Here is a 25,953-nt window from a genome sequence, read left to right on the forward strand (position 1 = left end):
AAATTAATTATTTTTAATCAAAACGATTAAGAAAACTAATCAGGAAAGGTGGAGCTATGGATTTAAGCTGGGTGACAACATTTATTGCAGCGGCAGAGACTGGGAGCTTCCGGAGAGCGGCAGACCTGCTTTATATCTCGCAGCCTACAGTTACAGTTCATATAAGGCAGCTGGAAAAAGAGACGGGGGCATCTCTTTTTGAACGGGGAGGCAGAAAGGTGGAACTGACCGAAGAAGGCAGAAGATATCTGGAACACTGCCGGAAGCTGCTGGCTGTCCACCAGGAAAGCCTTGAGGATTTGCAGTCCTTTTCACAGGGATTCACTTTATCATTGAATATTGCCATTTCCCCGCTGATAGCTGATACTATCCTTCCATATGTACTGAAAAGCTATATAAAACAGCATCCTCAAGTCGAGATTTCAGTCATGATAGCTGATTCTTCCGATATAGAAGGAGCTGTCAGCAAGGGGGAAGTGGATATCGGCCTGTCATGTCTTCCGGCTGCTGGACCGCAAATGATATCAGAGCTACTATACAATGACAGGGTTATGCTTGTCGCCGGACATGACGGGAGAGATTCGGAAAGTGCCCCGCCACTTGATGAAGAAGAGGTTCTTTTGTCTGCCTATCTTCTGACACATAACCACCCAGGCTATTGGGACGAGCTTTGCAGGGCGGTAAAGATTCGTTATCCCCGCGTGAAAATGATGCGGGTGTCGCAGACGCATATAACCAAGCGCTTTATAGCCGAAGGCCTTGGTGTATCTTTCCTGCCTGAGTCGACTGTGAGGCGGGAGCTTCTGGAAGGACGGCTTTTGGAGGTAGAGTGCAGGAATATACAGCTGCCCGAAGCAGCTGCCTATGCAATCATGCGGTACAGCCATTCAAAGCAGCGGGAATTTTTAAGCTTTCTATCCAATTACAGAATCTAAAAGAGAGCAAACTGCTGCATGTTGTTTTGAAGCCTGCCTGAAAAGGAATGGATAAGCAGGGAGATGATAACAGTGGCATTTGATTATAAAATGGACTTTGAACAGATCGATTTCCGCAAAAATCCGGAGAAATACAGGGTTGGGAGAGGGGAGCAGGGGGTGCTGCTGGTCGAGCCGTATAAAAGTGAAATTCTTCCCCACTGGCGGTTCCGGACGCCGGAGATTGCAAAGGAGTCATCGGAAAAGATTTATCAGCTGTATTTGGATTATAAGAAAAAAGGAGATTTTCCCGGCATGGATATGAGCCGGAAATTCATTCAGATGGGATATACGCGTGCAAGGCGGTATGCGAATTATAAAGGCGGCCGCAAGTATGATGAAGATGGAGATGTAAAGGAAAGGACCATTGATCATGAAAAAGCGGAGTCGGCCCGTATTTTTAAGGAAAAATGGAACCTGATCAGAGAGGACCAGGAGTACCTGGAACTAAAAAAAGCCCATCAAAAGAAATATGGATAGAACAGCAAGCCGTGCCAGGATTCCGGGCACGGCTTGCTGCTTTTACCTATTCACTGTTAAAAGAATCTCAGCTTTAATCAATAGTCAGGCCTCTGAAGGACCGCCTTTTTCCTCGATTTCAGCCGGTACGTCTGTGAATTTTTTGAAATTGGCCCTGAATTGGGCGGCAAGCTCTTTTGCTTTTTCGGCATATGCTTCCGGATCTGCCCATGTTTTTACTGGCTGAAGGACATCATCAGGAACACCAGGCACGTGAAGCGGAATCTCAAGGCCAAAGATTTCATCCTTTGCTGTCTCAGCATGATTCAGTTCACCGATCAAAGCAGATTGAACCATTGCGCGTGTGTAGGCAAGCTTCATGCGGCTGCCTGTTCCGTACTCCCCGCCTGTCCAGCCTGTATTGACAAGGAAGACGTTGGCATTATGCTCGCTGATTTTCTCGCCGAGCATTTGGGCATACCTCATTGCCGGCAAAGGCAGGAACGGTGACCCGAAGCAGGTTGAGAATGTAGCCTGCGGGGAAGTGATGCCGCGCTCAGTTCCGGCAAGCTTTGACGTATAGCCGCTTAAGAAATGGTACATAGCCTGCTCTTTAGAAAGCTTGGAGATTGGAGGCAGTACCCCAAACGCATCCGCCGTCAGGAAAATAATCGTATTCGGATGGCCGGCGACGCTCGGATCGACGATATTGTCGACAGCCTGGAGCGGATAGGCCGCACGGGTATTTTCAGTCAATGTATTATCGTCATAATCCGGAAGGCGTGACTCCTGGTTGACGATGACATTTTCCAGGACAGATCCGAAGCGGATGGCGTCAAAAATCTGCGGCTCCTTCTCGCGTGTCAGGCCGATGCATTTTGCATAGCATCCACCCTCGACATTGAAAACTCCTGTTGATGACCAGCCGTGCTCATCATCTCCGATCAGGCGGCGGTTTGGATCAGCAGAGAGTGTGGTTTTTCCTGTTCCGGACAGACCGAAGAAAAGGGCCACATCTCCTTCTGTGCCGACATTTGCGGAACAGTGCATAGACAGGATGCCGTTTTCCGGAAGGACATAATTCATGATAGAGAATATCGACTTCTTGATTTCCCCGGCATATTCTGTACCGCCAATCAATATAGTCCTGCGCTCGAAGGAGACAATGATGAACGTTTCGGACTGTGTCCCGTCAATAGCCGGATCTGCTTTAAAATCAGGGGCTGAAATGACTGTGAAGGCAGCTTCATGGTCGAGCAGCTCCTCCTCAGAAGGGCGTATGAAAAGCTGATGGGCAAAAAGATTGTGCCATGCATATTCATTGATTACTTGAATAGGAAGCCTGTGCTTTGTGTCCGCTCCTGCAAAACCTTTAAACACATAAACTTCTTCTTTATCTTTTAAATGATCGATTACTTTAGAATAAAGGCTTGAGAAAATCTCTTCGGAAATAGACTGGTTCACTGGGCCCCAGTCAATCTTATCCTTCACGGATGCTTCTTCAACAATATATTTATCCTTTGGCGACCGGCCGGTATACTTTCCGGTTGTTGCGCAGACTGCACCCGTTGCCGTCAGGATGCCTTCCTGTTTATTCAGTACTTTTTCCACAAGCTGGGGTACAGACAATTGCATTTGAATATTCTGGCCTTGCAATAGGGTGCTGAGTTCGTTTGGGATGCTTACAGAATTCATCTGATGAATACCTTCCTTTGCCAATTTGTTTTTGAAAGTGATTACATCTCAAAAATAGTATAACACATTTAAATTATTAATCTATACTATTTAACTTTTTTCCTTGTGTTCACAAGAAATTGTAACATTTCACCTATTTCCAAAGAAAAACTGCATGATTACCTATTCCTAAGGGTAAGAAATAATAAAGTCAAGGGATATTATGTGAAAAGATATTGACAATATGGTGAACGAAGAGGGATAATAAGGAAAAAAGGGGAGCGATAAGCATGAACAGCAATCAAAAGATCATTATCTTCACCAAAAATATCGGCGGAGCCATCCTGGCAGCAGGAATTCTCACTTTTCTGGCTGGATTTTTTGCAAACGGTTCCAGCTTACTGACTCCTGTCGGAATCGGTATGGTCATCGGAGCAGTTTTCATCTTCCTCATGGGCATCTTCTTTAAAGCAACCGAAGAAATGCTCGAAAAAACAGAAGGCGGCAGACTGACAGTACAACATAAAAAATAGGAGCGTCGGATGACGCTCCTTTTGTTTTGCAGGAAAAAGGGTACCGAAAAAGCTTTTCAGTATCTTTTTGATTTCTGGATGTGACTTCAGATCTTGTGTAGTAATTAGTTTAATGTTTTCTTATCTCTCTTAGATACAGGGATGACTAATAAAATGCCGGAACCCAAAACGCAAAAAATTTAGAAAGTCTGTTGATTGGAGTGCAAGGCACGTAGACTCCTCATAAAATGCATGCGCATTTTTCTCGTGCGAAGAAACATCGAGGAAGAGGATTCAACGTCCTGCGGGATTTCAGCGGCAATGCTGAGACCCCACAGAAGCTTGCTCCGAGGAGGCTCAGCGTCGCCCCGCGGAAAGCGAAGTGCCGGGAACGCAAATCAGCAGCCCACATTTATAAGCCAAAAAAAATAGGAGCGCCACAAAAGGCACTCCTATTACTCTTGCTGCAACGCCTAGCCCTCGAGGTCTAAGCTTGTCGGGGCTAACCAAGGCGCTCCCCCTTTTAATCCTACATATAACCCCAAATCATAGTGAGCAATGTACCAAACACAGTCACCAGGGCAATAAAGATCGAATAATAAATATTGGTAAAAATCGTTCCTTTATCCTCCGATTCGCCTGCGTGCATGAATACGACCAGCTGCAGTGCAGCCTGGATGAATGCCGTAATGACAAGAATCGTCAGCCCGACCGCATAGGACATGTCAAAGAAGTAAACCATGAGGGCCACTGCAGTCAGGATTAGTGAGAATACAAAGCCCATCACTTGTTTGCGGGGAAATAATTCGCTCATTGTTTACATCAGTCCTTTCAGGTAAATGAAGCTGAAGATGAAGATCCACACAACATCAAGGAAGTGCCAATACAGTGAAAAGATGAATGACTTATTGGCAGTGTGGGGATTTAATCCGCGTTTTTTCACCTGCAGCATGATTGCCAGTCCCCAGAAAATCCCGAACGTGACGTGGAGTCCGTGAGTCCCCAGCGTTGTAAGCAGGATTGCTGTAAAGGCGCTTGTCTGAAGTCCTGCACCGATATGGACATAGTGTATGAACTCGTAAATTTCTACACTCAGGAATCCAAGTCCAAGAAGGATGGTAATACCAAAGAATGCAAGCATCGCTTTTTTATTGCCGAGCCTCATGGCGTGAATGGCCAGCCCGATCGTAAAGCTGCTCGTTAATAGAACAAATGTCTCAATCAATACTGGTGAGATCTCAAAGATTTCACCAGCAGACGGACCGTTTCCGGTCCTGTCCACCAAGGTAAAATATCCGGCAAAGAGTGTTGCGAAAAGCATGATTTCCGCACCAAGGAAAATCCAGAATCCTAATATCTTCGTTTTATTTTCTTCAGTACTGAATTCAAGCGGCAGCGAGTGATCTATTTTCATTAGTTAGCACCCCGCATATTAGTTTCATTTTCAGTTTTTTCGATTTCCTTAACCGGTATATGGTAGCCATAATCTTTTTGGAACGACCATACTGCCATGCAGGCAAAGATGCCGATCGTTGCAATGATGACTGGGATCCACATAGCAAAGATGAAGGAGAAGCCCCATACAAAGAAGATGCAGCTTAAGATAAATGGCAAACCGCTGTTATTCGGCATATGAATTTCTTCGTACTTGCCAGGGAACAGGTTATGCCCGTGCTTTTTCGCATCCCAGAGACCTTCAGAAGTCTTCACCTCAGGCAGCACGGCGAAGTTATAAACCGGCACCGGTGTGTTTGTCGCCCACTCAAGAGAACGTGCATCCCAAGGATCTGAACCGATATCTCTTGAAGCGTAGCGTGTGCTGTAGTACACATTGTAAACAATCAAGGCAAATCCGACAGCAAGGCCTGCAGCTCCTATAAAGGAAAGCATATTCCAGATGCCGTATCCTGTAGCTTCGGAATAAGTGTACGCACGGCGTGCCTGTCCGTCCAAGCCTGAGAAGAACATCGGCATGAAAGCAAGGAGTGTACTCATGGAAATGATCCATGCAGTCAGCTTTCCGATCTTTTCGTTCAGAATATAGCCGAACATTTTTGGCCAATAGAAATGGAATCCGGCAAGCATCGCGAATACAACACCCGGGATGATAACCATGTGGAAGTGGGCAACCAGGAACATGGTATTATGATACTGGTAATCCGCCGCTGACATCCCAAGCATGACGCCTGTTACCCCGCCGATTGTGAAAATCGGGATGAAAAGAAGGGAATACAGCATTGGCGTCGTAATCGTGATTTTCCCTTTCCAGAGCGTAAGAAGCCAGTTGAAGATCTTAACTCCGGTCGGCACAGCAATCGCCATGGTTGTAATAGAGAAAATACTGTTTGTCAAAGCTCCCTGGCCCATTGTAAAGAAGTGGTGGGTCCAGACAAGGAAGGACAAGAGTGAAATGATCACCATGGATCCTACCATTGATTTATAGCCATATAGATTCCTGCGTGCAAACGTTGAGATAATCTCGCTGTATATACCGAAAGCAGGAAGTATCAGAATGTATACCTCAGGGTGTCCCCATACCCAGAAGAAGTTTGCCCACAGCATATCCATACCGCCATTGCTGGTTGTAAAGAAGTTAGTGGCAAATAATCTGTCAAGAGATCCCATTGCAAGAGCAACAGTCAGTACAGGGAAAGCAAATACGATAATAATGCTGGCAACAAGAGAAGACCATGTGAACATTGGCATCTTCATCAATGTCATGCCAGGCGCGCGCATCCTGAGGATGGTAGTTACCATATTGATACCTGTCATCAAAGTACCCAAACCTGCGATCTGCAGTGAGAACATATAATAGTTCGTTCCGACTGATTCACTGAACTCAGTGCCTGCAAGCGGGAAATAGGAAGTCCAGCCGGCATCAGGCGAACCGCCGATAACGAATGAGATGTTCAGCAGCATGGCACCCATGAAGAAGAGCCAGAAGCTGAGTGCATTAAGCTTAGGGAAAGCAACGTCCCGTGCCCCGATCTGAAGCGGCACGACAAAGTTCATGAATGCCATGATGAATGGCATTGCCATGAACAGGATCATTACTGTTCCGTGTGTTGTAAAGATTTCATTATAGTGCTGTGCGTCAAGAAGTGTATTGTCCGGCACAGCCAGCTGGGCGCGCATCATGATGGCATCTGCGCCGCCTCGGAAAAGCATGAGCAGGGCGGAAATCAGATACATGATCCCAATCCGTTTATGGTCGACTGTTGTCAGCCATTCTCTCCACAGATAGCCCCATTTTTTGAAATAGGTCAAGCCTGCAATAATGGCAATAACCGTTAAACCTATAGCAACCATTGACGCATAGATAACAGGGCTTGGATGCGGAATGGCAAAACGTTCAAAGAATTCCATAGGATTTAAAACTCCTTTCTAGGGTAGCGGGTCTGTTCTTATTAATGGCCTTCATGTTCTGAGTGGCCATTGTCGCCAGACCCGTCCTCTTCCATATCCATATTCTCATGATGTTCATGATCTGATTCAGCGTCATCACTGTCAGAGCTGGAACCATGGTTATGGCCGCCATGCTCGCCTTCAGGAGCAGGCATGAAATCAAGATGTGTCCCGGTATAAGTCGATTGTCCAAGATGCCCTGGTTCAAGCAGTTCATCGAATTTTTCTTCTGTGAGAGGCTCAGCCGTCTCTTTGACGTCATCAACCCATTGGTCAAATTCTTCCTGCGGCATGGCTGTTACATTAAAGGTATTTTCAGCAAACCCTTTTCCATTGAAGTTGGCATTGCGCCCCATATACTCGCCAGGTTCATCTGCGGCCAGATGCAGCGTATTGACCATGTCGGCCATGGCATACTTTTGTCCGCCAAGCTGCGGAATCCAGAAGCTTGTAATTGGTCCGTATGAATACAGCTTAAATTCAAGCGGGCGGTCAGTCGGGACATATAGATAGTTGACTGTTTCGATATCTTCTTCTGGGTAGCTGAAATGCCATTTCCAGTTAGAAGATGATGCATATACGACTAAAGGCTCTTTGTCGCCGTATCCTGTCGGGGCTGATTCCACTTTATAGTTGCTTTGTGTGGATACGACCGAAAGGAAAATAACGATCAGGACAGGAATTCCGACACAGACCGCTTCGACGAGAAGGTTTCCTTTAATATGCGGCGGTTCATAATCCTTGCTTTGCTTCGAAGAGCGGTATTTATAAAGCATGTAAGCAAGCATGGCAAAAACCACAAGAACGATGACAGACATGATTGCTGTTGACAGGATGATGTCCTTTGCCTGGATGGCGGCCTGAGGCCCTTTGGGATCCAGAACCATCAGCGGCTCACAGCCTGATAGAATAGTAATGATTGTAAATATTCCTAAAAGCAAAGAATATTTCTTTTTCATGGATAAGCCCCTTTCTCAATGGCTGAAAGTTTAATAACATAATAATAGTGTATATGTTACATAGTTCACAATCTGTTATCATCATAAGCAATTTTAAAGGGTAATTCAATAGAATGTGAAAGGTGTCACAAATTGTTCAAGAAGATAGAAATTCTTTCCGAACTTTGCGGCATATTATTTGCACAACACAAATTAGAGGGGCTTGCCAAGGGCGGGGAAAACTTCTGCAGCTAAGCAGGCGGGGCACTTTTCTAATGAAACATATATTATATAGATATAAGTTTACACTGCTTCTAAAATGATTGAAAGGTATGGTAAAATTTAATAAAATGCGCGATATCACAGGCGGGAGATGGTAATGTGAAAACGATGGCCCTTTACGACAATACTTGCCAGCTTTGCCAGATGACAAAGAAATCTTTCCAAAAGCTTGACCTGTTTCACAGGGTAGACTGGGTTTCACTCCAAAAATATGAACAGGAGCATGGAGAAACACAGTTCAGCAGCAGGGAGCTGAGGAAAGAGCTTCATATTATTACTCCTGAAAAGAAGGTTCTGAAGGGTTTTTATGCGGTAAGAAAGCTGCTGCTGCTGTTTCCCCTTACCTCCGTTTTCGGGCTCTTTATGCACCTTCCTTTTGCATCTGCAGCCGGGGTTCCGGTATACCGGTGGATTGCACGGAACAGACATAAATTGATTAGGAAGAAATGCAAGGATGGCAGCTGTTCCCTGTGATTAATTCCCATATCAGATATAAAGCTGATCCAGGGTGAATTTCTTCTCTTTATAGCGGAGAAAATGATTGACGCCACTACATCATTACGTTATGATTTTACCTTGAACGGATACTCTCTTATCCCGAGCTGGTGGAGGGACAGGCCCGATGAAACCCAGCAACCTGCTAATGATGCTTTTTGAAAACGGATATATGCTGAAAAGAGCATAACGGTTCAAATTACCAGCCAGCAATGGTCTGTTTTTAGCAAAGGTGCTAACCTGATGCAAGGAAGATTCCTTGAACGATAAGAGTGAAAGGCGCGAATCATTTTGCTTTCAACCTTTTCACTTTGGGAAGGTTTTTTATTTTGCATTTTGAGGGAAGTCTTTTAATTGCATATTATGGTAGTTTTTGCATAAAGCTGATTTACAATGGCTATGCATTTAACAGGATAACATCATACAATCTTATTGAGCCTGGCTTATATATAATGCCTTTGACCGGTTATCTGAATCAGCGTGCACCTGCCTGTTCAGCACTTGCCTGAGACGGGAGGCCCCTGTGAATGGAACCAGCCGGTTATGCAGATTGTGAAGCAATGCATACGCGAGAGCGGGATAAAAACTCCATGTTTATTCAATACTACTTAGGGAATGAGTACCGTATCAATCCGAGGGGAAGAATAAGGTGTAGCGCCGGATAAGAACCTCACTCTATTCTTATAAATAAGGAGGAAATCAGATGTCAAATAAACGCCGTTTGTTTACTTCTGAATCAGTTACTGAAGGTCATCCGGATAAAATCTGTGACCAGATTTCTGATGCTATTTTAGACGCTATCTTAGCAAAAGACGCAAATGCCCGCGTTGCTGCTGAAACATCTGTTACAACAGGATTAGTCCTTGTTGCAGGTGAAATTACAACATCTACATATGTTGATATTCCAAAGCTTGTCCGCGAAACAATCAAGGAAATCGGCTATACCCGTGCTAAATACGGCTTTGATTCCGAAACATGTGCCGTATTGACTTCCATTGATGAGCAGTCAGCTGACATTGCAATGGGTGTCGATCAGGCGCTTGAAGCGCGTGAAGGCCAAATGTCAGATGAAGAAATCGAAGCGATCGGCGCAGGGGACCAGGGTCTTATGTTCGGCTTTGCCTGCAATGAAACGAAAGAGCTTATGCCTCTTCCGATTTCCCTGGCACACAAATTATCACGCCGCCTGACAGAAGTGCGCAAAGAAGAGATTCTTCCGTATCTGCGTCCGGATGGTAAGACACAGGTGACTGTTGAGTATGATGAGAACGACAAGCCGGTACGAATCGATACTATTGTCATCTCTACACAGCATCATCCTGAAATCAGCCTGGAGCAAATCCAGCGAAACCTGAAAGAACATGTCATCAATCCGGTCGTTCCAAAAGAACTGATCGATGAAAATACAAAATACTTCATCAACCCTACTGGCCGTTTTGTTATTGGCGGACCTCAAGGGGATGCAGGTTTGACTGGCCGCAAAATCATTGTTGATACCTACGGCGGATACGCGCGCCACGGCGGAGGCGCTTTCTCCGGCAAGGATCCTACAAAGGTTGACCGTTCAGCAGCTTATGCAGCCCGCTATGTAGCGAAGAATATCGTCGCTGCAGGCCTTGCTGATAAGGTTGAAGTGCAGCTTGCCTATGCCATCGGTGTAGCGCAGCCGGTTTCCATTTCAGTAGATACATTCGGAACAGGAACTGTAAGCGAAGATACGCTTGTCGATCTTGTCCGCGATAACTTTGATCTTCGCCCGGCAGGCATCATCAATATGCTGAACCTGCGCCGCCCTATCTACAAGCAGACTGCAGCTTACGGACATTTCGGCCGTACAGATGTTGATCTTCCTTGGGAGCGCACTGACAAAGCAGATGCCCTGCGTCAGCAGGCTGGAAAATAATCCTTAAATGTACAGAAAAAGCGGGAGTGCTGAAATATGCAACTCCCGCTTTTATATTTCGTCTAAGAGGATAGGAGTGTTTACCGGCCTGATAATCTGTGCATAATTCATGTAAATGCCTAATTTTTCCCCTGCCCGTTTTTTATGTTGATAGTGCCATTTTTTCAGGTTTAATGGTAGTATTAGAGAGTATGTTTTTTGGGGAAACAATGTGTGATATTGCAGATTATGGCTGGCCGGGCAGACACTGCACCGGCATGAGTGCCTTCCGCTGTTTTTTTTCAGACGGAATGGGATTTTGACTAAATTGAAGAAGGTGAACTACATAATGTGCGGTTTTATCGGCTGTGTCCATGAAGATGCGCAAGTTCTGAACGATGCGCAAAAGCAGCAGTTTGAAAATATGAATAATATTATTACCCACAGGGGGCCTGATGATGCAGGCTATTATAATGATGAGCATATTCAGTTCGGCTTCCGCCGCCTGAGCATCATTGACATCGAATGCGGCCACCAGCCGCTGACCTATGAAAATGAAAGATACTGGATCATTTTCAACGGCGAAGTCTACAACTATGTGGAGCTTCGGGAAGAACTTTTAAAAGAAGGCCTTACGTTTGAGACGAATTCAGATACAGAAGTAATTATTGCGCTTTACAGCCACCTGAAGGAAAAATCGGTCGAAAAACTCCGCGGGATGTTCTCATTTGTCATCTGGGATAAACAGGAGCAGTCCTTGTACGGAGCAAGGGATCATTTCGGGATCAAGCCTTTCTTCTACCTCGAGAATGATGGGAAAACATTCTTTGCTTCTGAAAAGAAAAGTATCCTGATGGCGCTGGAAAACGACGTCCTTAACTATGAGTCTCTTCAGCACTATTTGACCTACCAGTTTGTCCCGGAGCCGGAAACAATGTCCGCGGGCATCCATAAGCTTGAACCAGGCCATTATTTCACAAAGAAAATCGGTTCTCCGATGGACATCAAACGCTATTGGAAAGCATCTTTCCAGCCTGTCCAAAAGTCTGAGCCTGAATTTGTGAAAGAAATTAAAGACGTCCTGTTCGATTCTGTTAAAATGCATATGCGAAGCGATGTACCGGTCGGTTCTTTCCTGTCCGGAGGCATTGATTCTTCCATCATTGCATCCATTGCAAAACAGTACCATCCAAATATCAAGACTTTTTCCGTCGGTTTTGAGCGGAACGGGTTCAGCGAAATTGATGTAGCCAAAGAAACAGCGGATAAGCTTGGTGTTGAAAATATCAGCTATGTGATCACACCGCAGGAGTATATGGACGAATTGCCCAGGATCATGTGGCATATGGACGATCCGCTCGCAGATCCGGCCTGTGTGCCTTTGTACTTCGTTGCCCGTGAAGCAAGGAAGCATGTAACGGTCGTCCTATCAGGCGAAGGTGCGGATGAGCTTTTCGGCGGATATAATATTTACCGCGAGCCTCAGTCGCTTGAAATGTTCAATAAAATACCGCAGGTTGGGAAAGCCTTCCTGAGGCTGATTGCTAAGATGATGCCGGAGGGCATGAAAGGCAAAAGCTTCATTGAACGCGGCGTGACGCCGATGGAAGAAAGGTATATCGGAAATGCCAAGATGTTCACTGAAGAAGAAAAGCGCAGCCTCCTTGGCGTCTATCAGAACGGTATCGATTATAAAGATATCACGAGGCCTTTATATGCTGAAAGCCGCGGCTATGATCCGGTGGACCGCATGCAGTATATCGACATCCACACCTGGATGCGCGGCGATATTTTACTGAAGGCTGATAAAATGACCATGGCCCATTCCCTTGAGCTTCGCGTGCCATTCCTTGATAAAGAGGTATTCAATGTGGCATCAAGGATTCCTACAAGCCTGAAGACGGCCAATGGAACGACAAAATATATCCTGAGAAAAGCAGCGGAAGGCGTTGTGCCTGATCATGTGCTTACCCGGAAGAAGCTTGGCTTCCCTGTCCCGATCCGCCACTGGCTGAAGGACGAGATGAACGGGTGGGCAAAAAAAATAATCCGCGAAAGCAGCACGGATCATTTGCTCAACAAAGATTATGTTCTGAAGCTTCTTGAAGACCACTGCCAGGATAAAGCAGACAACAGCCGGAAAATATGGACTGTGCTCATGTTTATGCTCTGGCATGATGTGTATGTCGAAAAGAAATACTCATTTGAAAAGGAACTGATCAGCGAACCATCCTTTCAGCCAATGAAAGGCTAGCGGGAAAGATAGGTAATTGCCTGTCTTCCCATCTGCACCCAGGCTTCTTCAAAGCCATCAATGGGTGCTTTTTTATTTTTCTCTCCTGTGAGCGGATCGTTGAAATATACATATTCGGAATCATATCCGGTGATCAGGACTGAATGTTCTTTATAAGTGATCTCAACCGGCCCGCTTGGCGTCTCCCATGTCTGGAAATAGTCGGGAGACAGTTTCTGATAGGCCGTATTCGTAATCACCCAGACAGGCTGTCCATCTGATAGATGCGTTTTCAGCTCTGTAAAGTCAGAACCGGTCAAATCGATTATATCGCCAGGCAGGTACTTTTCGGCCAGATCCTTGACCGGCTTGTGGTACACACCAAGACCGGGCCCATCAAGTGAATACATGTCCCCGATGAAGCCGTCGTTCGGATGGCCGTAATATACTTTGCCATTCTCCTTTTTGTAGGGAGTCGGTTCTTTTTCTATTTCCTTTGCGAGCGTCATTTTATCTGCCTGAACCCCGGCATGCTGCAGCAGCATGCCGAGACTTGTGACCTCGCAGCCCCGCGGAAGCTCCGGGAGCTGATGCAGGGCAGGGGCGTCAAGCAGCACCTCATCCTTAATTTTTATGATGGGCCGGTCAAGCGTCTTGTCTAAAAAGGAACTTGCTGAGGTCAAAGGAGACCTGATCCATGACTTTACCCGGTCCGCAATTCCCCCTGGTGAACCTGGCTGATTATGGTCAATGGCCATGGCTCCTGCAAGAAGAACAGCAATGAAGATAAATAGAATAAAAGGGCTGACGAGCCGTTTCCCTTTCTTCGCTTTAAAAAGAAGAGAAAGAAAAAAGATCAGCAGCAATAGAATAACAATTAAGAGATAATTCATTTGCACCACCCTGTGTTGTCTTGTTCCAGCCCATTCAGCCGCTTTTTGCTGATAAGCATAAGTTTTTTCCAATAGGGTAACTATAAAGTAACTAGCCTGTCCGTACTGCAGCCGCCTTCTAGTCTTTGAGCGACTTATAATACTGGCCCTTTTCGGCATATTCGCGGCTGATCCGCTCCATATCCTTAATATCCTCTTCTGTCAGTTCCCTGATTACCTTGGCTGGCCTTCCGAATGCCAGCGTATTGGGCGGGATCTTCTTGCCCTGAGCTACAAGGCTGCCGGCCCCGATAAAGGCGCCTTCCCCGATTTCGGCGTTGTCGAGGATGATGGAGCCCATGCCGACCAGCGCTTTTTTGCGGATGGTGCAGCTGTGAAGGATGACCTGGTGGCCGATGGTCGCTTCATCTTCAATGATAAGCGGGCTGCCAGGGCTTTGGTGAAGGACGGAATTGTCCTGCACATTTACTTTTTTGCCGATGATTGTCGGAGCTACATCGCCGCGGATAACCGTATTGAACCAGATGCTGGATTCGTCCCCTATTTCAACATCCCCGGTGATGGTCGCATAATCAGCGATGTACGCTGTCGGCGAAATGCGGGGCGTCTTCCCTTTATATGGGTATATCATTTTATACACTCCCTAGTTGTAATAGTTAGATTTTATCATCTTTTGTCAGAGCAGGCCGCCATTTTTTTTAGAAGATTGTTTTTTTCAGCCGAAGCTGCCATTTGGCAAATAGCTTCAGGTTATAGGATAATGCAAGTAGAAAATTTGTGTACTAACAGGAGGAAGACTATGTGGAAATGGGAAGCTGAAGGTGAGGCTAAAGCGGTTATCGTTATGGTCCATGGCGCCATGGAGCATCATCGCCGATACGGCTGGCTTATCGAAATGTGGCGCTTATCCGGTTTTCATGTAATTATGGGCGATCTTCCCGGCCAGGGCATGACAACCAGATCAAGAAGAGGCCATATTGACTCCTTTGATGAATACATATTTGAAATTAAGGACTGGATCCAGGCTGCCTATCAGTTTGAACTGCCGGTATTTCTGCTCGGGCACAGCATGGGGGGCCTTGCCTCGATCAGGCTGCTTCAGGAAGAGCGGATGAATCTGGCGGGGATCATCTTATCCTCGCCATGCCTTGGGCTGATCCAAAAGCCATCCGGTATGCTGAATCTTTTATCTTACGGGCTTAATAGAGTGGCGCCGAGCCTCAGGATGAGTTCCGGGCTGACGATTGACATGGCCACAAGAAACAAGGATGTCCAGGAGGCAGATCTGAATGACAGCCTTTATGTGACAAAGGTGTCTGTCAGATGGTACAGGGAGCTGGTCCATGCCATAAAGCTCGCTTTTGAAAATCAGGAAAAGACACAGGATATCCCCATGCTTGTCATGCAGGGAGGGGAGGACAAGATTGTCAATAAAGCGACGGTCAAAAACTGGTTCAATCAGGCGCCCTTGTCTGAAAAAAGATTCAAGGAATGGCCTAAATGCTATCATGAAATCTTCAATGAACCGGAACGGGAAGAAATTTTCGAATATGCCAAGGACTTTGTCGACAGCCAGCTGAAAACGCTCGGCTACCTTGTGTAAGAGGTGTTAAAATGACTGTACCTTCCATGCCGATTCCTTTAATGACAAAGGTATATAAAAAAATAATCCCTGAAGTCCACCGCGAGCTGGCGTACTGGAGGGAAAGAGCAGAAAACATCCCTGATCCGGAGCTTAGAAAGCAGGCGCTGGCAAGCATCGGCCATAAAGCCTTCCACTGCGAGGGAGGCGCCATCATGGCCCTTTTGGCCAAGGACCGGTACAAGGAGGCAGTCCGTTTCATTGTCGCCTATCAGACGGTCAGCGATTATCTGGATAATCTTTGTGACCGAAGCACTTCCCAGGACCCTGCTGATTTCTCCGCTCTTCATGAGGCAATGGATGATGCCCTTTCCCTTGAGCCGGGAGCAGGTGATTACTACCGGGAGCGGCAGGAGAAAGAGGACGGCGGGTATCTCGCAGAATTGGCCGGCGCCTGCCGGGGGATGCTGAGGGGCTGCAGGCATTATGAAAGCATCCGCTCTTATTTGAAGGAGCTTTGCCGCTATTACTCCGATCTGCAGATTCATAAACATGTCTGTCTCGAAGAACGTGTCCCGAGGCTGCAAAATTGGCATGCAGAATACAGGGGACTTGTGCCTGAAATGGAATGGTATGAATTTTCAGCCTGTTCCGGCTCTACACTCGGCATTTTCAGTCTTGTGTCCTTCGCCCTGTCTGATGAATTTGCCGAGGAGGATGCAGCAAAGATCCGCCACGGCTATTTCCCTTATATCCAGGGACTTCATATCCTCCTCGATTACCTGATCGACCAGGAGGAAGACCTGGAGGGCGGAGACTTGAATTTCTGCTTCTATTATCAGGATGAACAGCAGCTTTTTGCACGATTGCAGCATTTTATTGCCGAGGCGGATAAGCATATTGAAGGACTGCCGCACAAAAGCTTCCACCGGCTTATCAACAGGGGGCTGCTCGGCATTTACCTTTCCGATGAAAAAGTGCGCAGGCAAAAGCATGTACGCCGCCTGGCCCGCCATATCATAAAAACAGGCGGTCCAGTCAGCTATTTCTTTTATGTAAATGGAAGGGCCTATCGGACCGTACAGAAATGGGTGCCTGCAGGATTGGCCAGGCTGCTTTTATAAAATTGTCATCGTACAGCGCTGTCTTAGGCAGCGCTGTTTTCATTGAATCAGGAGAATAATAAAACTGGCCCCGTCTTGCCATGCTCCGCAGTGTTTCTCCGCCCGTTCATTGCAGCGATATAACAAAGAAGCCTGCACAGCGGCAGGCTTTCATCTTTTTTCAATGGCAATAATAAAAGGCGGTTTATTGGCCTGGTTGATGAATTGGTATTGCAGGACATGGGCGCGCTCCTGCTCAATTGTTTTAACATATCGCAGGAGATAGTCCCTTTCAACAGCCCCTTCAAAATGCCCATGGTAGATCACCAGGACGATGACCGCTTCTGGCGGCATGACTTCCAGGAGCTGTTCAATTGCAGAAATGGTTGTTCGCGGACGGGTGACCACAGTTTTGTCGCTTCCTGGCAGATAGCCCAGATTGAAGACGGCTGCAGTTATTTTTTTATGATGGACAGGCGGTATGCATTCCAGGAGCTGTTCATGGCCGCTGTGGAAAAGCGTTGCGCGCTCTTCCATGCCATGCCCGGATAAGCGGATCCTGCTATTTTGTATAGCCTGTTCCTGGATGTCAAACCCATATACCCGCCCATTCGGACCGACCAGATTGGCCAGGAAAAGGGCATCATGGCCATTGCCAAGAGTGGCGTCAACAACGACATCCCCGGGACTTACCGCTTTCTCAAGGATGGTTCTGGCGTAGGGAAGAATTCTCTCAAGTTTCATGACAAACCTCCAATTGCATAGCAGTATGTATTATTGGTATAAGCTATAAAGACAAAACAGGCTGCACCGATGAATTGCCGGTGCAGCTGATGTGAACACGAATTTACTGTAAAGCACCGGTTTCTGAAGGCTGTTTATAATATTTCCCCTGCCAGCTGCCGCGGCGCTTAAGCTCGGCATCAATGGAATTAAGGACATCCCATTTATTGACGCTCCACATCGGGCCGATCATCAGATTGATTGGGCCATCCCCTGTTATCCGGTGAATAATCATTTCTGGAGGAAGGATTTCAAGCTGATCGCAGACGAGCCGGATATAGTCTTCCTGGGAGAGGAATTCCAGCATTCCTTTTTCATACTGCTTGACCATCGGCGTTCCTTTCAGCAGATGGAGCAGGTGAATCTTTATTCCCTGAACGTCAAGTTTGGATACCTCTCGGGCCGTCTCCATCATCATGTCCGGCGTTTCAAGCGGAAGGCCGTTAATGATATGTGAACAGACGCGGATGCCATGCCTGCGGAGCTTGCTGACACCGTCGATATAGCATTGGTAATCATGCGCTCTGTTGATCAGCAGGGCCGTCTTCTCATGCACTGTCTGCAGGCCAAGTTCCACCCACAGGTAAGTTCTTTCGTTCAGTTCAGCCAGATATTCGATGACATCATCAGGAAGGCAGTCAGGGCGCGTTGCTATCGACAGGCCGACTACGTCTTCCTGTGCAAGCACCTTTTCGTAGCGCTCTCTCAATACTTCGACAGGTGCATGTGTGTTGGTGAAGGCCTGGAAGTAAGCCATATACTTGCCGTCCTTCCATTTATGATGCATCTTCTGCTTGATTTCATTAAATTGGTTTTCCAGATCATCAGCCCGATTGCCGGCAAAGTCGCCGGAGCCGGCGGCACTGCAGAATGTACAGCCGCCAAAGGCACGTGTACCGTCACGGTTCGGGCAGTCAAAACCTCCGTCAAGAGCCACCTTGAAGACTTTATGGCCAAAAACCTGGCGGAGATGGTAATTCCACGTGTGGTATCTTTTATTGTCTGAGGCAAATGAAAAAGGATTGGCCTGATTCATGTCAGACACCTCCTTTGATAAACGCGGACATCCGCTTTTCTATAATGGATTTTACCATAAATCAAATTGAAGAGGCATGCAGTATTTACTGTGGTGGATTTTGGACTCATACGTGTGAAAATTTGTTTCAACGCCTTTCAGCAGTGATTTTCCGGATAAATGAGCCCAAAATCAACAACAATGTTTACCAAAGCAACTGTTAAAAAATTTTTGCCAGTCAGCCGTTTGGGAGGAGTTGGCTGCCATGATTTCCCGCCTTAAGTCTGTGATAGAAATGTGCCCGTGAAACACACTATAAGGGAAGCTTAAGCTTCTCCACTGAGATTTATAAGGAGGGTATATGATGGCTACCCGTCAATCTGTAGAGCAATTTCTTCAGCAGTGTGAAGATGCGATAAGAAATGCAAATGAGCAATACCAGCAGGCGAGCATGCAGGAACACTATAACAACCATGAATATGCTGATGCGATGCAGGGGCTGGAGGCTGCTTTCAATGATATGGCAGATCTTGCCCATAGCGCCAATGCACAGCAGCGGGAGCAGCTCCACAGGATGAGGCTTCAGCTGCAGCAGCTTCAGAACAGCATGACACTGCTCAGGCATTAAGGGGGAAGCATGATGAAAAAACGTTCAAAGCAGAATAATCCCGAACAAAAGACACGAAACGGCATCAATAACCAGGATATTGAGATTGGCAGGGATTATGATCCTGTAAAAGAATCAAAAAAGAAATATGAAAAAAATCTTGGGAGCCAGCCCATTAAGTCGAAGCAGCATCCCGAACCTGAACAGCTTTCATAAAAATAAGCCGGCTCATCCTGAATGAGCCGGCTTAACCTGTTATCCAATCCTGGCAAGGAAACGTTCCACCGTTTTATTGAATAAATCAGCTTCTTCAAGGAAGGGGCAATGGCAGCTGTTTTCAAAGATGATCAGCTCAGAATCAGTGCTATGCTCTTGTATATATTGGCCAGCCGCCACCGGAATCAGTTTTTCTTCCCTGCCATAGCAGAGCAGGGACGGCTTTTTCAGGGTGGGATAGAGCGGCCGGTAGTCAACGATTGATTGATCGAATAAGATGCTTGATGCAATTGATTCAGGCATCGCTGTAACAGCATCCATCATCCATTCTAAATCGTTTTCTTTAATGCTCTCCTTGAACATCAATGGCAGAAATCCGCTTACGAACTCCCTTCTGTTATTTTGAATTTCCTGCATGAAATGGATTAGGGTTGGCATATCAAATGCGCCCATCGGAAAATCCGGCCATCTAAAATCAGATGGCAATTCATCCACAATGATCGTACCCTTGAGGTTCTCCTCGCCGAACTGCTTAATATATTCCCAGACGACAAATGCCCCCATTGACCAGCCGGCAAGGACCACATCCTTTAATTCAAGCTTCTCCATAAAGCCGTGGAGATCCCTGGCATACGAAGAAATGGTATGGCCGGAATGAGGCTGGCCTGATTTGCCATGTCCCCTCATATCGACTGCAATAGTCCTCGCACCGGAAATCCTTCCAATCTGCTTTTGGAAAAAAGCACTGCTCATCCAGACGCCATGTATAAAAATGACAGGCGTCCCGCTGCCGGACTCCTCATAATATAATTCAAGTGATTCGCTGATGGCTGCCCTTGGCATGAAAAATCCTCCTTTATTTTTCAGATGAAAAGTGAATATAAACCCATGGACTATACAGGTTTTCCGCCTGTTTTTCATTGAGGAAAACAGCCGCTGGACCGGACGTTATTTTCTTCTATTTATTTTTATTCATTTCCTGGCAGCATTAGGCGAAAAAACATGAAACTTTTCTATTGCAGGGAAGGGTAAAAACCACTAGAATTGTTTTGGTGTTCGAAATATCATTTAAGCAAAGGAGCGTTTTTCATGCCTCGTGCCCTCTGGCTTTTAATTATAGGGATGGCGGTGAATGTAACAGGCTCTTCTTTTTTGTGGCCTCTTAATGCCATATACATTCACGATCATCTGGGCAAGTCGCTGTCGGTTGCGGGGATTGTGCTGATGCTCAATTCTGCAGCCAGTGTTGCCGGAAATTTATACGGCGGATATCTTTTTGATAAAATCGGGGGATATAAATCGATCCTCCTTGGAATAGGAATTACTTTATTGTCTCTTACTGGCCTAACCATCTGGCATGGATGGCCGCATTATGTGATCTTTCTGACTGTCATCGGATTCGGATCCGGGATTGTCTTTCCGTCAATGTATGCCATGGCCGGATCGGTTTGGAAGGAAGGCGGCAGGAAATCCTTCAACGCCATTTATGTGGCACAGAATTTGGGGGTTGCGGTTGGAGCAGCTCTTGGGGGGCTTGTCGCCTCCTATTCTTTCCAATTGATTTTTCTTGCGAATGCATTGATGTATATACTGTTCCTTCTGATAGCTGTCTTTGGCTATAAAGGGATTCAGACAATTACCGGAAACCAGACATCTGTCCTGAAGGAGAATAAAAGGATCAAGAACCATGCCAAGCTATACGCATTATTGATCCTTTGTGCAGGCTATCTGTTGTGCTGGGTCGGCTATGTCCAGTGGCAGTCCACGATTGCGGCATATACACAGGAAATTAATATTTCCCTGAAGCAATACAGCCTGCTGTGGACCATCAATGGAGCGCTTATCGTCCTTGGACAGCCGTTCTTAAATGCAATTCTGAAAAAACTCGGCAAGAATCTGAAGACCCAGATCATTACCGGGATCATTATATTCATCGTTTCGTTTGCCCTGGCTGCTTCTGCTGAGCAATTCTCTGCATTCATTGCTTCCATGGTCATCCTGACAATCGGCGAAATGCTCATTTGGCCGGCTGTGCCGACTATCGCCAATGACCTTGCCCCAAAAGGGCGGGAAGGCTTCTACCAGGGAATCGTCAACAGTACGGCGACCGGCGGCCGCATGATTGGGCCGCTTCTTGGAGGAACCCTTGTAGATATGAATGGGATGGGCATGCTGTTCTCCGTATTGATTGGACTCCTGGTCATTTCCATCTTTACAACCATTATGTATGATAAAAAGCTGAAGCAGTCGGAAGAAATGACTGTTCGAGCATCCTAAGCGCCGGATTCCGGCGCTTTTTTTCTATTTGGCTGTGTTAGTGCCCATATGGATTTGGTCTCAGCCGTGGAAGACTCTGTTTCACGCATTTCTGGACAGCCTTCTTCCACGTGTCCTTTGAAATTTTTATTCACAAAGGAGGGCGGTAAGACAGGGGGTTCATTTCCGTTCCAGGCACTTCGCTTTCCGCGGGGCGACGCTGAGCCTCCTCATCGCTCCGCGCCTGCGGGGTCTCAGCATTGCCGCTGCACTCCCGCAGGACGTTGAATACTCTTCCTTGTATTTTCATCGCACGAGAAAAATGCGCATGCATTTTATGAGGAGTCTGCGTGCCTTGCACTCCAATGAACAGGCTTTTTACACTTTGATGGCAATTAGAACCATTTTGAAAGAACAAAAATATTGTTTTATCAAAAAGATACGCCAAACCAGCTTTTCCAATTATTTTTATCTCCTTCCTTTATTATCAGAAAAATGTGATAAAATCCGAAGTAAGATTAGAGTTAAAGGGAGAAGCAGATGAACAAAACATTAATGGAGCTTCCATACGAAGTCCTGGAAACGATTGTTGAAAATGCCTTCGGCTGGCTGGTTGTGGTCGATAAGGAAGGCAATATCATCTACATCAACCGCAACTATTGCGAGTTTATCGGCTGTGAACGTGATGAAGTGATCGGCCGGCATGTGACAGGTGTGATTGAAAATACACGAATGCATATCGTTGCAGCAACCGGGAAGGAAGAAGTGGCAGATCTTCAGTATATAAAAGGGAATTATATGATTGCCAACAGAATGCCGATACTGTCAGGCGGAGAAATCATCGGCGCATTCGGAACTGTCTTTTTCCGTGATACACAGGAATGGATGAAGATGAACAGCCATGTCAAAAGCCTGCTGAACAAAATCCAGAATTATATCCAGCATATCGACAGCGGGGTGAAATACAGCCTTGAGGACATCTTGGGAGAATCAAAGCAGATCGCCAGCCTGAAGGAAAAAGTCAAAATGATCGCTTCCAGCGATATCTCCATTTTGATCAGGGGTGAAAGCGGGACTGGAAAAGAGCTTTTTGCCCACAGTATCCATCAGCTCAGTGCGCGAAGCCATCAGCCTTTTGTCAAAATCAATTGCGGTGCGATACCTGAGCATCTTCTTGAATCCGAGCTTTTCGGATATGAGGAGGGAGCTTTTACCGGAGCGAAAAAGGGCGGGAAGAAGGGGAAGTTCCAGCTGGCGCACGGAGGGACTTTATTTTTGGATGAAATCGGCGATATGCCGGCCAATATGCAGGTTAAGCTTCTTCGCGTTCTTCAGGAAGGTGAGGTAGAGGCTGTGGGTTCTGTTAAGCCCATCTCAGTTGATGTCCGGATCATTGCCGCGACAAACAGGCCGCTGGAGAAAATGATGGAGGAAAAACGATTCAGGGAGGATTTGTTTTACAGAATAAATGTTGTTCCGTTTTTCATTCCGCCCATTAGAGAACGATTGGAAGACCTTGATAAGCTGGTCGACTATTTTACAGGAAAAATTACTAAAAAGTCCGGCAAGAGAATAACGGGCATAGATGAAGAGGTGCGCCAGATCTTCCGGGCCTACAGCTGGCCGGGAAACATAAGGGAAATAGAAAATGTAATGGAAGCATCCATCTACCTGACCAGCGATGAACGAATCCAGAAGGAATCGCTTCCAGAATATTTGCGGGAAAGGGCCGTTCTCCCGATCGGGACGAGAAAACTGAAGGAAATCCTAGAAGAGACAGAGAAGAGAGTACTGGCGCAGAGCCTGGATAAGTATAAGGATGATAAACTGAAAGCTGCTGAGATGTTAGGCATCAGCAAGTCGACTTTTTATGAAAAGGTGAAAAAATACGGACTGGAAATCTAGCAGTCCGGAAAACCGGAAAGCATTCCGGGTTTCCGGACTTTTGTTTTTTTATGAAAAGGAGACATAGGTTCCTCATGCTTGTTTAAAGAAGGCATTAATCTAGTAATCTAGAACCTTTGGAATTTTTATAGGAAAACTATTTTTCCGGGAATCCGGAAAAATAGTTCACAGAATAACCATCTTTTCAACGCAGTTGCTTTTTTCGGACACCTGGCACACATCTTGCATTGGATTATATGCAGACAAATTTTTGAGAAGGGAGGAAGCTTTCATATAAATGTAAACGATTTCAAAAAGAGAATGAATAAGGGGGAAAACGAATGCTCAGTATGATTGGATTGATAGGAGGCCTTGCCCTCCTGATATTCCTGACGATGAGGGGAATGAACCTGCTTGTTGTCGGGCCGCTTTCAGCTCTGTTTGTTGCTGTATTGAGCGGGATGCCATTGTTTCCGCAGTTGGCGGGCGAAGGGGAGGCCAACCTGGTAGGGAATTATATGACCGGCTTTTCCGGGTTTGTAACATCCTGGTATCTGATGTTCCTGCTCGGCGCCATTTTTGGAAAAGTGATGGAGGACAGCGGTGCAGCCGACAGTGTCGCTGAATTGATTGTTGGAAAGCTGGGAATGAAATATGCGGTCCTTGCCATAGTTGCATCCTGTGCGGTCTTGACATATGGAGGCGTAAGTTTGTTCGTCGTGGCATTTTCTGTCTACCCGATGGCATTGAGTCTTTTTAAGCAGGCCAATCTTCCGCGCCGCTTCATTCCGGCTGCTCTTGCATTTGGGTCGGTCACCTTCACTATGACTTCTGCGGGATCTCCTGAAATCCAGAACTGGATCCCGATCGAACACTTGGGGACATCCCCGTACGCCGGCTGGGAGGTCAGCCTTATCGTTGCAGCCTTTATGATGATCTTCGGATACTGGTGGCTGAAAAGGATCATTACGAAAGCCGTCAACAAGGGTGAAACCTTTATTTCCAGGGAAACAGATCCGGTGGCAGAGAAAAAAGAGCTTCCGCATCCTGTAATGGGAGTCCTGCCTTTGGCAGTCGTGCTGGTCATTGCCTTTATTTTTCATGACTCACTCGCACAATCCGCACTTATTATAGCTTTATTGGGTGGAGTCATCGCTACTTATCTGCTGAATAGGAAGTACTTCAGGAATTTCTGGAATGCTGTTTCCGAGGGGACGCTTGGAGCGCTTATTGCCATCGGCAATACTGCCGCGGTCGTCGGGTTTGGCGGGGTGGCCAAGGCAGTGCCTGCGTTCCAGACAGCGGTCGACTTTATGACAGATATCCCCGGAAGCCCTCTGATCGGGGGAGCAATCGCGGTCAGTGTCATCGCCGGGATGACTGGCTCCGCATCCGGAGGCCAGGTAATCGCCCTGCCGCTGATTGCGCCGCACTATATGGATATGGGTGTCAACCCTGAGGCATTGCACCGTGTGGCGGCCATATCATCGGGTGCACTGGATTCCCTGCCGCATAATGGCTATGTAGTTACTACGGTCAGATCTATCTGCGGAGAGACCCACCAGGATGCATACGGAGCTGTCGGCATTGTAACAGTCATCGTCCCTCTGCTCGGCCTGGCATTGGCAATTTTTTTATTCTCGTTTGGGCTGGGCATATAACATTTTCGGGACAGGAAGGAGGTTTCCAACCCCTTCCTGTCCTTGATGGAAGGAGAAAAGAAATGGTGCAAGGAAGAACAGTACTTATCACCGGGGCAGCCCAGGGGATAGGATATGAGATAGGAAAAAGGTTTGCCAGGCAAGGAGCCAATCTTGTCCTGACTGATATCCAGCAAGAACAGGTGGAAAAGGCTGCTGAGCAGCTGAGGGCAGAGGGGTTCAGGACAGTTGGCCTGAAATGTGATGTAACGGCTGAAGATGAAATGGCAGGATCCATTCATGCTGCCGTGGATGAATTTGGGAGATTGGATATACTGATCAATAACGCGGGCCTTCAGCATGTATCCATGATCGAAGATTTCCCGACAGAGAAATTTGAGTTTCTTTTAAAGGTTATGCTGACTGCTCCATTCACCGCTATCAAGCACAGTTTACCTATCATGAAAAAGCAGGGGTTCGGCAGGATCATCAATATGGCCTCGATCAATGGTCTGGTCGGGTTTGCAGGGAAGGCGGCCTACAACAGCGCCAAGCATGGGGTAATCGGGCTGACAAAAGTCGCGGCCCTTGAAGCTGCTCCTTATGGAGTCACCGTGAACAGCATCTGTCCGGGCTATGTGGATACCCCGCTTGTCCGAAACCAGCTTAAAGACCTGGCTGGCACAAGGAAGGTTCCGCTGGAAAAAGTCCTTGAAGAAGTGATTTACCCGCTGGTTCCCCAGAAAAGGCTTTTATCAGTAGAAGAAGTCGCCGCCTATGCCGTTTTCCTGGCTGGAGAAGAAGCGAAAGGCATAACCGGGCAGGCCGTAGTTATTGATGGCGGATATACAGTCCAATGAAAAAGATGCAGCCAGCCTGCCGGCTGGTGCGGTTTTTATTTGCCGTAACCGGAGAGAACTTAAGCCCGTTTGCACTCAAGTACAGCATTTGCATACACTGAAAAGTATAATTTTTCTTATTCAAGCGCATACTTGCATACCAAGGAGAATTTTAATACAATAGCTTTATATATTTTTAAGCAAAAACTATGATGAGGAATAGTAATGATGTCGTTCCGCTCATTAGAGAGCTGGCGGGAGGTGCAAGCCAGCCGGGACTG

The 25,953-nt window shown here is 46.7% G+C and carries 25 protein-coding genes, 1 riboswitch and 1 other annotated feature (1 of these 27 cut by a window edge); of the genes, 14 read left to right on the plus strand and 11 right to left on the minus strand.

Annotation, left to right across the window (positions count from 1 at the left end):
- The first annotated feature begins 56 nt into the window (after window positions 1-56).
- Together ACQCVH_RS00300 and ACQCVH_RS00305 are read left to right on the plus strand one after the other, a co-directional pair.
- Window positions 57-935 carry a LysR family transcriptional regulator gene (locus tag ACQCVH_RS00300; RefSeq protein WP_426833960.1) on the plus strand — a complete coding sequence of 293 codons (879 nt, stop codon included), beginning with the start codon at window positions 57-59 and terminating at the stop codon, window positions 933-935.
- Window positions 936-1,007: 72 nt separating this feature from the next.
- Window positions 1,008-1,454 carry a DUF4385 domain-containing protein gene (locus ACQCVH_RS00305; RefSeq protein ID WP_426833961.1) on the plus strand — a complete coding sequence of 149 codons (447 nt, stop codon included), beginning with the start codon at window positions 1,008-1,010 and terminating at the stop codon, window positions 1,452-1,454.
- 84 nt (window positions 1,455-1,538) lie between these two features.
- Here the strand turns inward: ACQCVH_RS00305 and pckA are convergent, their stop codons facing one another.
- Complete coding sequence (pckA, locus tag ACQCVH_RS00310) at window positions 1,539-3,128, minus strand: phosphoenolpyruvate carboxykinase (ATP) (RefSeq protein WP_426833962.1); 1,590 nt, start codon at window positions 3,126-3,128, stop codon at window positions 1,539-1,541.
- A 269-nt stretch (window positions 3,129-3,397) separates the two neighbouring features.
- On the opposite strand from pckA, the gene ACQCVH_RS00315 reads away from it, so the two are divergent.
- Entirely contained in the window at window positions 3,398-3,640 is a 243-nt protein-coding gene (locus ACQCVH_RS00315; protein WP_426833963.1) for a hypothetical protein, read from the plus strand.
- 508 nt (window positions 3,641-4,148) lie between these two features.
- Here the strand turns inward: ACQCVH_RS00315 and qoxD are convergent.
- The 4 genes from qoxD to qoxA are packed head-to-tail and all read right to left on the minus strand — an operon-like array spanning window position 4,149 to window position 7,983.
- On the minus strand, window positions 4,149-4,433 hold the full coding sequence (qoxD, locus tag ACQCVH_RS00320; RefSeq protein WP_257992122.1) for a cytochrome aa3 quinol oxidase subunit IV: 285 nt from the start codon (window positions 4,431-4,433) through the stop codon (window positions 4,149-4,151).
- 3 nt (window positions 4,434-4,436) lie between these two features.
- Window positions 4,437-5,033, minus strand: a complete 597-nt coding sequence (gene qoxC / locus ACQCVH_RS00325) for a cytochrome aa3 quinol oxidase subunit III (protein WP_426833964.1) — start codon at window positions 5,031-5,033, stop codon at window positions 4,437-4,439.
- On the minus strand, window positions 5,033-6,985 hold the full coding sequence (gene qoxB / locus ACQCVH_RS00330; RefSeq protein WP_224898249.1) for a cytochrome aa3 quinol oxidase subunit I: 1,953 nt from the start codon (window positions 6,983-6,985) through the stop codon (window positions 5,033-5,035). Before qoxB ends, qoxC begins: the two co-directional genes overlap by 1 nt.
- 41 nt (window positions 6,986-7,026) lie before the next feature.
- Window positions 7,027-7,983: a cytochrome aa3 quinol oxidase subunit II gene (gene qoxA / locus ACQCVH_RS00335; protein WP_426833965.1), complete on the minus strand. Its 957-nt coding sequence runs from the start codon at window positions 7,981-7,983 to the stop codon at window positions 7,027-7,029.
- 369 nt (window positions 7,984-8,352) lie between these two features.
- Between qoxA and ACQCVH_RS00340 the strand changes: the two genes are divergently transcribed.
- The 3 genes from ACQCVH_RS00340 to asnB all read left to right on the plus strand — a co-directional run bounded on the left by ACQCVH_RS00340 (window position 8,353) and on the right by asnB (window position 12,875).
- Window positions 8,353-8,718, plus strand: coding sequence for a thiol-disulfide oxidoreductase DCC family protein (locus tag ACQCVH_RS00340; protein WP_426834425.1), 366 nt, complete (start codon window positions 8,353-8,355; stop codon window positions 8,716-8,718).
- A 115-nt stretch (window positions 8,719-8,833) separates the two neighbouring features.
- Window positions 8,834-9,012: riboswitch (SAM riboswitch) on the plus strand.
- A gap of 430 nt (window positions 9,013-9,442) precedes the next feature.
- On the plus strand, window positions 9,443-10,642 hold the full coding sequence (gene metK / locus ACQCVH_RS00345) for a methionine adenosyltransferase (RefSeq protein ID WP_426833966.1): 1,200 nt from the start codon (window positions 9,443-9,445) through the stop codon (window positions 10,640-10,642).
- Between the two features lie 328 nt (window positions 10,643-10,970).
- Window positions 10,971-12,875 (plus strand): asparagine synthase (glutamine-hydrolyzing), encoded by a 1,905-nt coding sequence (gene asnB, locus ACQCVH_RS00350; RefSeq protein WP_426833967.1) that lies wholly within the window; start codon window positions 10,971-10,973, stop codon window positions 12,873-12,875.
- Here asnB and ACQCVH_RS00355 read toward each other — a convergent pair.
- Both ACQCVH_RS00355 and ACQCVH_RS00360 read right to left on the minus strand, forming a co-directional pair.
- Window positions 12,872-13,747 carry a C39 family peptidase gene (locus tag ACQCVH_RS00355; RefSeq protein ID WP_426833968.1) on the minus strand — a complete coding sequence of 292 codons (876 nt, stop codon included), beginning with the start codon at window positions 13,745-13,747 and terminating at the stop codon, window positions 12,872-12,874. The two genes, asnB and ACQCVH_RS00355, sit on opposite strands and share 4 nt — an antisense overlap.
- 118 nt (window positions 13,748-13,865) lie before the next feature.
- On the minus strand, window positions 13,866-14,378 hold the full coding sequence (locus ACQCVH_RS00360) for a gamma carbonic anhydrase (protein WP_426833969.1): 513 nt from the start codon (window positions 14,376-14,378) through the stop codon (window positions 13,866-13,868).
- 168 nt (window positions 14,379-14,546) lie between these two features.
- On the opposite strand from ACQCVH_RS00360, the gene ACQCVH_RS00365 reads away from it, so the two are divergent.
- On the plus strand, window positions 14,547-15,350 hold the full coding sequence (locus ACQCVH_RS00365) for an alpha/beta hydrolase (protein WP_426833970.1): 804 nt from the start codon (window positions 14,547-14,549) through the stop codon (window positions 15,348-15,350).
- An 11-nt stretch (window positions 15,351-15,361) separates the two neighbouring features.
- Complete coding sequence (locus ACQCVH_RS00370) at window positions 15,362-16,453, plus strand: tetraprenyl-beta-curcumene synthase family protein (protein WP_426833971.1); 1,092 nt, start codon at window positions 15,362-15,364, stop codon at window positions 16,451-16,453.
- Window positions 16,454-16,603: 150 nt separating this feature from the next.
- Here the strand turns inward: ACQCVH_RS00370 and mnmM are convergent, their stop codons facing one another.
- Both mnmM and mnmL read right to left on the minus strand, forming a co-directional pair.
- On the minus strand, window positions 16,604-17,176 hold the full coding sequence (mnmM, locus tag ACQCVH_RS00375) for a tRNA 5-(aminomethyl)-2-thiouridylate-methyltransferase MnmM (protein ID WP_426833972.1): 573 nt from the start codon (window positions 17,174-17,176) through the stop codon (window positions 16,604-16,606).
- A gap of 103 nt (window positions 17,177-17,279) precedes the next feature.
- Window positions 17,280-18,251, minus strand: a complete 972-nt coding sequence (gene mnmL, locus ACQCVH_RS00380; RefSeq protein ID WP_426833973.1) for a tRNA modification radical SAM protein MnmL/YtqA — start codon at window positions 18,249-18,251, stop codon at window positions 17,280-17,282.
- A gap of 343 nt (window positions 18,252-18,594) precedes the next feature.
- On the opposite strand from mnmL, the gene ACQCVH_RS00385 reads away from it, so the two are divergent.
- Window positions 18,595-18,858, plus strand: coding sequence for a YtzC family protein (locus ACQCVH_RS00385; protein WP_426834426.1), 264 nt, complete (start codon window positions 18,595-18,597; stop codon window positions 18,856-18,858).
- Between the two features lie 12 nt (window positions 18,859-18,870).
- Entirely contained in the window at window positions 18,871-19,053 is a 183-nt protein-coding gene (locus ACQCVH_RS00390; RefSeq protein WP_224898268.1) for a glycogen biosynthesis protein GlgD, read from the plus strand.
- A 39-nt stretch (window positions 19,054-19,092) separates the two neighbouring features.
- Here ACQCVH_RS00390 and ACQCVH_RS00395 read toward each other — a convergent pair whose 3' ends face one another.
- The gene (locus ACQCVH_RS00395; protein ID WP_426833974.1) at window positions 19,093-19,896 is read right to left on the minus strand and encodes an alpha/beta fold hydrolase; all 804 of its coding nucleotides are present in this window, start codon (window positions 19,894-19,896) and stop codon (window positions 19,093-19,095) included.
- A 246-nt stretch (window positions 19,897-20,142) separates the two neighbouring features.
- Here ACQCVH_RS00395 and ACQCVH_RS00400 point away from each other — a divergent pair, with 246 nt between their 5' ends.
- Window positions 20,143-21,330 carry an MDR family MFS transporter gene (locus ACQCVH_RS00400; RefSeq protein ID WP_426833975.1) on the plus strand — a complete coding sequence of 396 codons (1,188 nt, stop codon included), beginning with the start codon at window positions 20,143-20,145 and terminating at the stop codon, window positions 21,328-21,330.
- Between the two features lie 130 nt (window positions 21,331-21,460).
- Here the strand turns inward: ACQCVH_RS00400 and ACQCVH_RS00405 are convergent, their stop codons facing one another.
- Complete coding sequence (locus tag ACQCVH_RS00405; protein ID WP_426833976.1) at window positions 21,461-21,757, minus strand: hypothetical protein; 297 nt, start codon at window positions 21,755-21,757, stop codon at window positions 21,461-21,463.
- Window positions 21,758-21,849: 92 nt separating this feature from the next.
- On the opposite strand from ACQCVH_RS00405, the gene ACQCVH_RS00410 reads away from it, so the two are divergent.
- The 3 genes from ACQCVH_RS00410 to ACQCVH_RS00420 all read left to right on the plus strand — a co-directional run bounded on the left by ACQCVH_RS00410 (window position 21,850) and on the right by ACQCVH_RS00420 (window position 25,693).
- Complete coding sequence (locus ACQCVH_RS00410) at window positions 21,850-23,214, plus strand: sigma-54 interaction domain-containing protein (RefSeq protein ID WP_426833977.1); 1,365 nt, start codon at window positions 21,850-21,852, stop codon at window positions 23,212-23,214.
- Window positions 23,215-23,534: 320 nt separating this feature from the next.
- Entirely contained in the window at window positions 23,535-24,854 is a 1,320-nt protein-coding gene (locus ACQCVH_RS00415) for a GntP family permease (RefSeq protein ID WP_426833978.1), read from the plus strand.
- Between the two features lie 62 nt (window positions 24,855-24,916).
- Entirely contained in the window at window positions 24,917-25,693 is a 777-nt protein-coding gene (locus ACQCVH_RS00420; RefSeq protein WP_426833979.1) for a 3-hydroxybutyrate dehydrogenase, read from the plus strand.
- Between the two features lie 179 nt (window positions 25,694-25,872).
- Window positions 25,873-25,953 (plus strand) — a binding site (T-box leader); it runs 138 nt beyond the window's last position.

It is taken from the genome of Bacillus infantis, from assembly GCF_050107595.1.
Classification (GTDB): Bacteria; Bacillota; Bacilli; order Bacillales; family Cytobacillaceae; genus Bacillus_AB; species Bacillus_AB infantis_C.